Below are 5,796 nucleotides of genomic sequence, written 5' to 3'. Positions count from 1 at the left end.
GTTGCTCTTGGCCTTCTTGTTGCTCATCTGACACCTCCGTCTTGGTCCAGGCGGGGGCAGTCAAAGGCTCAGGGCGCCCTGACTATACCCCCGGGGGAGGTGTCCAGGCCAAACGGGGTGCGGAGGATGGGCATGGTCATGCAGCCATCGGCATGCTTTCAAGGTGGTCGGCACGGACCCGCGCCGGCGACCGGAACCCGCTGGCGGAGGAAGGATTGGTTCAGCCTAAGCGGGGGCGGAGGAATCGAAAAATTGCCGAGACTCTAGTTTTTACAAGTTGTTGAGGGGTCGGTCTCCTGGGTTCGAGAAGCTTATCACTGCGCATCACCGCCCTTGGCCGCGTTTGCCTTTGAGGGTCAGAACCGGGCGGCCGGTTCGACCCACCTTCGGGGCCTCTTGGTCCTCTCTCTCGCTGCTGTTCTCCTGGTGCTGCTTCCATCCCCTCTGTGTTCGTTTCGCCTCCTGCTGCTGGCGCCACTCTTTCAGCTGCTTCACGGCCCGCTTGGCTTGTTCGTCCGTGACCTGTTCGGCTTCTGTGCCGTCCAGGTGCCGGCGGACCCGCTTCGCCGCCAGCCCTTCCCAATAACGGGGATGGTTCACCCATCGGCGCAATGCTGCCTGTATGGCCCAGTGCGGCGGTGCCTCCGGGTCGGCGGTGGCGGCATCGTGCGCTTGTTGGTGGGCACCAATGGCTAGAGGAACGCCCCCTTCGCGGAAGATGTCAGGGAACCGCTCGGCCAGCCATCGCCTCGCAGCCTTCATCTGCTCGCGCTGTTGCTCGCGCTTGTTCTGCTTGTTGCTGGTCATGCCTCCCCCTGATTCACTGGCGTCCGTGCGGCCCTCGGCTCGGGCGGTGGCGCGTTGCAAGCCGCCACCGCCGCGTCGTACTCCCGTTTTAGCTCAGTGCCGTCATCGCAGTAACACCCGAAGGCTGCCCCGCGGCAGCCGGTTTCCTGCCCCCGGGCCGAAGACCCTGGCGCAACCCCGTTTCGATGCCCGCGCCACATCCTCCGCGCTGGCGTCTCTCGTTGCCGCCACGGTGGCGGTGCGTTCCTCGGTGGCTTCGGCCACATCGGCCGGATTCCACTCCGGAGCGTCGTTGCCGGCGTCACGATTCGTACCGTGACGTTTCGCCATGTCACACGTGTCACACGTGGCAACGTATTGGTTTGTAGAGGGTTGTTGTGTGACATCACCGGTTTCACGCGTGTCACGCCGTGTCACAGTAATCCGCCGCTGGAGGAAATCACGAAGCCCCATCGTCACCTCCGTCCACTGGCCGCACCGCGTAGAAAGTCTGAGCCGCCTGCCCATGGACGCGCAGCCGCACGCGTCGGTTACGTTTCTCACGCTCGACAATCCAGCCGGCTGCTTCCAGGGCTTCAAGGATCCGGATCGTGTCGAATCCGGCCCCCGCTTCCTTTAGGGCCGCTCGATGCAGTAGATACACCCGCCCGCCCGGATCATCCCGCCAGTAACCGGCTCGGTTCGGCACCGGGCAATGGTCACCGTTGATCGAGCTGAACCGTGCATCCCCGTGGCGGGCCAAGAAATCACGCACCGCGTCGAGGATCTGTTGCTGCTCGGTTTGGCCGGTCCCCTTGGCAGCGCGCCACCAGTCGAACGCCGCAGTTGCCGCGTCCAGGGCCTCGTCTTTGGCCCACCCGGTAATACCTGCCTCGGTGGCCAGCTCGCCCGCCAGCGCCACCAGGGCAAACACGCCAGCTGCCCGGCGCTCCAGCCCCTCGCTGGCATCGAAGCCGCCTCTCTCCCGGGTGTCCTTGAGCAGCCCGGGCAAATCGTGATCGCAATCCAGTAGGTAGCGAATAAAGGCCGGGCCAGCGTGACCGTAATTCGCGTCTGCCGCCTGCTTGATCGCGTCGGCGAGCGCTCCACCGTGGGGGTGCCCGTGCAGTTGGTCGAAGGCGCCGTGCGACCGGCGGGTGGCTGGCACGTCTAGCAACCGCACGGACTGCCCAGCCTTGATCCGGTTGCCGCCTTCGGCCATATGCGCCGACAGAGAACGCTCGCCAGTGCTCAAGGCCATAACTCGCCACCGGGCTGCCTGACGGCTGTCACCTTCACGGCGTGCGCGCTGTTTGCCCTGACCGTTGGCGATTGCGTAGACCATGGCGCCGATTTCGCGGGGGTCGCACTCGCTGATTTCGTCGAGGATCAGGGCTGAATCATTGAGTGCCGCCGCGGTTGCCTCCATGCCGTTGGCGGTTGCGCGCCAGGTCCGGACGAACCCCGGCCCGCCCCACACAGAGGCGGCCGCCTGCAGCGCTGTTGTCTTGCCCTGTGAGCTGTCCCCCACCAAGTGGAGACCATGCCCCCCGGATTCCCGAAGCTCGGCGGGCTTGAGCAGCGGCCCGGCAAAGGCTGCACATACCGCTAGTAGCAGCACCGGGTTCCCTCGGCACGGCGCGGCAACGGTATCGCGCCATCCCTCCAGCGTCCCGGCCTGGCGGAAGTCATCAACGCCCGGGTGCTCCGACTGATGGCGGACCTCATCGCTGCCGATAGTCCTGCTAGGCAGAACGAAGCAGCGGCCGTCGCCCGCCGGATGCCAGCCGGTGCGGGTGGCCGCAATCAAGCGCTTGCGCGGGTGCTGCTGCATCAGCCACTCGCTGAGCCGCTTGCCCTGGTGGACGTTGCATCGGAATCCCATGCCCAGCAGCTGGCCGCGCAGCTCATCGCCGCTGCCTCGGAGTAAGTGCAGCGGCATGGACCACTCGCGCCACCGCCCGAAGTGGTCGCGGAAGCGCAGCAGCAGGCCGGCGCTATGTCCATCCTCGCTGGATGTGAGCGCGAGCGCCCGAACTGGTGCTGCGATCCATGTATCTACCGGCTCGGGCTCGTTGCCGCGTCCCCAATCGTGCCAATACAAGCCGGGTTTCTGCCGTTGCCCGGCGATCCAAAACCCATCGTCATGGACCTCAAACCCCGGCCGTTTAATCTTGGGCTCGTTCGGGTTGCGTGGTGGCGCCTGGTGCGGACCTTTCGACCGCATATCGACCACGTGGGCTTTCTTCGTCCGATCCGTCATTCCTCACCTCTGGCCGCTTGCGCGGCATCGTTCATGTCGCCCACGTCCGGTATGGCCACGTGTCCGCCGACTGCTAGAGCAGCCAATCGAGCCTTGCGCTCGCCTTGGGCATCAGCGTCGGCATACACCACCAGCGGCAACCTCGGCCAGCGTCGGCGAGCTCCCTCGGCAACGGGCCGCAGGTTGTTGGCGTCCACCGCGGCGAGTACCAGGGTAGGGGGATCCAATTGGCGAAGGGACGCCCCCGTCGCCCACTCTTCGCAAAGCAACAGTCGACTGGCGGTGCCGGCCCTGCCGGCGACAGGGATGAAACACCCGCGCTTGCGGCTGCCGGATAGCAGCCGCTTGCTGCCGTCGCTGTAGATGAACTGCAGCGAGTTCAAGCGCCCGTCGAAGTCATAGAGCGGCAGCACCAAGCTGTCGCCCAGTTGGCGGGCGTGGAGCGGTGGTACCCCTTCGGCCTGCAGGTATGGGTGGGTCGGATCGGCGGGGCGGGTCCTGGCCCATAGGCTCGCTGCCTCGGCAGCGGCCTGCTGTTGCCGGCGGGTTTGCTTGGCCTCGCGCTGGCGGCGGGCCGTATCCATGCGCTGGCGGTTCTGTTGCTGCTGCGCTGCGCTGGCAGGGGAGGGGGCGCGCCAAGTCTTCGACACGCGATGCTTCCAGCTGCCGTATGCCGCAGCTGGTATGTCGTCCAGGTGGATGACGTACCAGCCTGCACAGCTCCCGGCCTCGTCGCCGTCTACGCGGTAGCGATGCAACTTGCCGTCTGCGACTAGTGTGGCGACTCCATGGGCTGGGGCAATGCCGTCGGCCGCCATAGCGGCGGCGATAGCGTCGACGGCTTGGGCCGGGATAGAGTTAGGCACATACCTTCCCCCAGCGCCCGCTCCCAACCGGGCGTTTTCTCTTTCCATGGTCGTACCCCCGTCACTGGTCGCCGTAGATGCTCGGGCGGCTTTGCAGCCACTCGCGCACTTCGGCTTCACGCCAGCCGGTGGCGCGCGGGCCGAGCTTTACGGCCTGGGGGAAGTCGCCGCGGCGCATGGCGGCGTACACCCCGCTTCGGCTATAGCCCGTAAGGTGCCGAACCTCGGGGAGTCGGATGATGCGGTCGTGGTGGTTGCTTCTTGCTGTAGACATGACGCCTCCAAGAATGAGGCGCCAAGGTCAAGTGGGGCCCCACAGCAACGCCGGTCAGGCTGTTCCTCGAAGTACCGATACGTCCCTAATGGTCCCTTGAGGTCACTTGTTGTACCTAACCGTTCGTCTGCGTATACTGTGTGTACATCTGGTACCAGCACGTTGCTAGTGCCTCACTCGCCTTGGCGCGGGTTTCATGGTCCACGGAAAGTGCTGCAACACTTTCTGTGGGCTTCTTGTGTGCGTTAGTGTGCCGCACCAGCGTAACTGTACTATGGCTTTTGCGGGTCATCCACAACTTTGTGGAGTATTTTCGACCCTAGACATGCAGTAACGTATCGTGTATGGACGCTCTAACGCCTGGCCCCGTAAATTGGGGTGACCACCCGATCCCCGCGAAGGCTGTCTAGATAGGCGGCCCACTCTTGTAACATGGCGGCGCGCTTCTCAATCCATTGGGTTCGGTTGTACGCCCGGCCGTGGGTATCGCGCACCCGGTGACCCAGCTGCATTTCGACGATCTCGGCGCTCCAGCCTAGCCGCTCCACCAGAATGGTGCGGGCCGCCGCCCGGAAGCCATGCGCGACCATGCGCCCGCCGTAGTCCATCCGTCGAAGCGCCGCCGTTAACGTGTTCTCGCTGATCGGGCGTTCCGCGGTGCGGCCGGACGGGAAGACGTACGGCCCGCGGCCGGTGATGGGCTCCAGCTCACGCAGGATCGAAACCGCCTGATCCGGTAACGGGGTCAACAATGGGTCGCCGCCTTTGGTCGGCTGAAAATCCCAGGTGGCTGCGTCCAGGTCGAAGGTCTCCCAGCGGGCCGCGCGTAGCTCGCCAGGACGGCAAAATAGAATGGGCGCTAGCTGCAGGGCGGCGCGGGTAGTAGGTTGGCCTCGATACCCATCAATGGCGCGCAACAGTTCGCCCAGCTCCTTGGGGTCGGTGACTGCCGGGAGGTGGCGAGTGGTCGGGGATCGCAGCATCCCCTTCAGATCGGCGGTAGGGTCACGGCTGCCGCGTCCGGTGGCGATGGCGTAGCGGCAAACTTGGCCAATCAGGGTTTTTACCCGGTGCGCCGTCTCGACGGTACCCTGTTGCTCAATCCGCCGCAGGGTCTGCAGCACTTCGGGGGGTTCAATCTCCCCGGCGGGACGGCGACCAAGCGTCGGGAACGCGTATTGCTCAAGGCGACGAAGGTTGCGCGCGGCGTGGGACTCGATAACAGCGTGGTTGTGGACGGTTGCCCACCACTCCCGGGCCACTGCCTCAAAGCTGCTGGCGTCGGCCGATGCGGCTGCTTGTCGCTGGGTTTTCCGGTGCTCGATGGGGTCGATCCCATCGGCTAGCAGGCCGCGCGCTTCGTCCCGCCGTTCGCGTGCCTTCGATAGTGTCACGTCGGGGTAGATGCCAAGCCCCATCGTCGTCTCGCGCCCCGATGGGCGACGGTAGCGCAGCTGCCATTGCCTGGCGCCGTCGCTCTTTATCAGCAGGGTAAGCCCGCCACCGTCGGGTAGCTTCACCTGGCGCTTGCCGGTGGGTACCTTCGCTGTGCGGCACTGCCGATCCGTCAGTTTGTTGTTTGCTCGCGCCATGCCCCCTCCCTCCCT

5 protein-coding genes are annotated in these 5,796 nt (G+C 65.3%); all 5 read right to left on the bottom strand.

The genetic code is table 11. The features are described 5' to 3' along the window. Positions 1–324: 324 nt before the first annotated feature. The 5 genes from CCR79_RS13560 to CCR79_RS13540 all read right to left on the bottom strand — a co-directional run bounded on the left by CCR79_RS13560 (position 325) and on the right by CCR79_RS13540 (position 5,781). The gene (locus CCR79_RS13560; protein ID WP_201174181.1) at positions 325–807 is read right to left on the bottom strand and encodes a ProQ/FinO family protein; all 483 of its coding nucleotides are present in this window, start codon (positions 805–807) and stop codon (positions 325–327) included. Between the two features lie 439 nt (positions 808–1,246). After that, the gene (locus CCR79_RS13555) at positions 1,247–3,049 is read right to left on the bottom strand and encodes a DUF927 domain-containing protein (RefSeq protein ID WP_201174179.1); all 1,803 of its coding nucleotides are present in this window, start codon (positions 3,047–3,049) and stop codon (positions 1,247–1,249) included. After that, positions 3,046–3,963: a toprim domain-containing protein gene (locus CCR79_RS13550; RefSeq protein ID WP_201174178.1), complete on the bottom strand. Its 918-nt coding sequence runs from the start codon at positions 3,961–3,963 to the stop codon at positions 3,046–3,048. Before CCR79_RS13550 ends, CCR79_RS13555 begins: the two co-directional genes overlap by 4 nt. Before the next feature lie 13 nt (positions 3,964–3,976). Beyond that, positions 3,977–4,189, bottom strand: coding sequence for a helix-turn-helix transcriptional regulator (locus CCR79_RS13545; protein WP_201174176.1), 213 nt, complete (start codon positions 4,187–4,189; stop codon positions 3,977–3,979). Positions 4,190–4,542: 353 nt separating this feature from the next. Continuing rightward, positions 4,543–5,781: a tyrosine-type recombinase/integrase gene (locus tag CCR79_RS13540; protein ID WP_201174174.1), complete on the bottom strand. Its 1,239-nt coding sequence runs from the start codon at positions 5,779–5,781 to the stop codon at positions 4,543–4,545. Between the last annotated feature and the right edge of the window lie 15 nt (positions 5,782–5,796).

This window comes from Halorhodospira halophila (genome assembly GCF_016653405.1).
GTDB classification, from domain to species: Bacteria; Pseudomonadota; Gammaproteobacteria; order Nitrococcales; family Halorhodospiraceae; genus Halorhodospira; species Halorhodospira halophila_A.
This window is presented reverse-complemented; position numbering and strand designations above follow the sequence as displayed.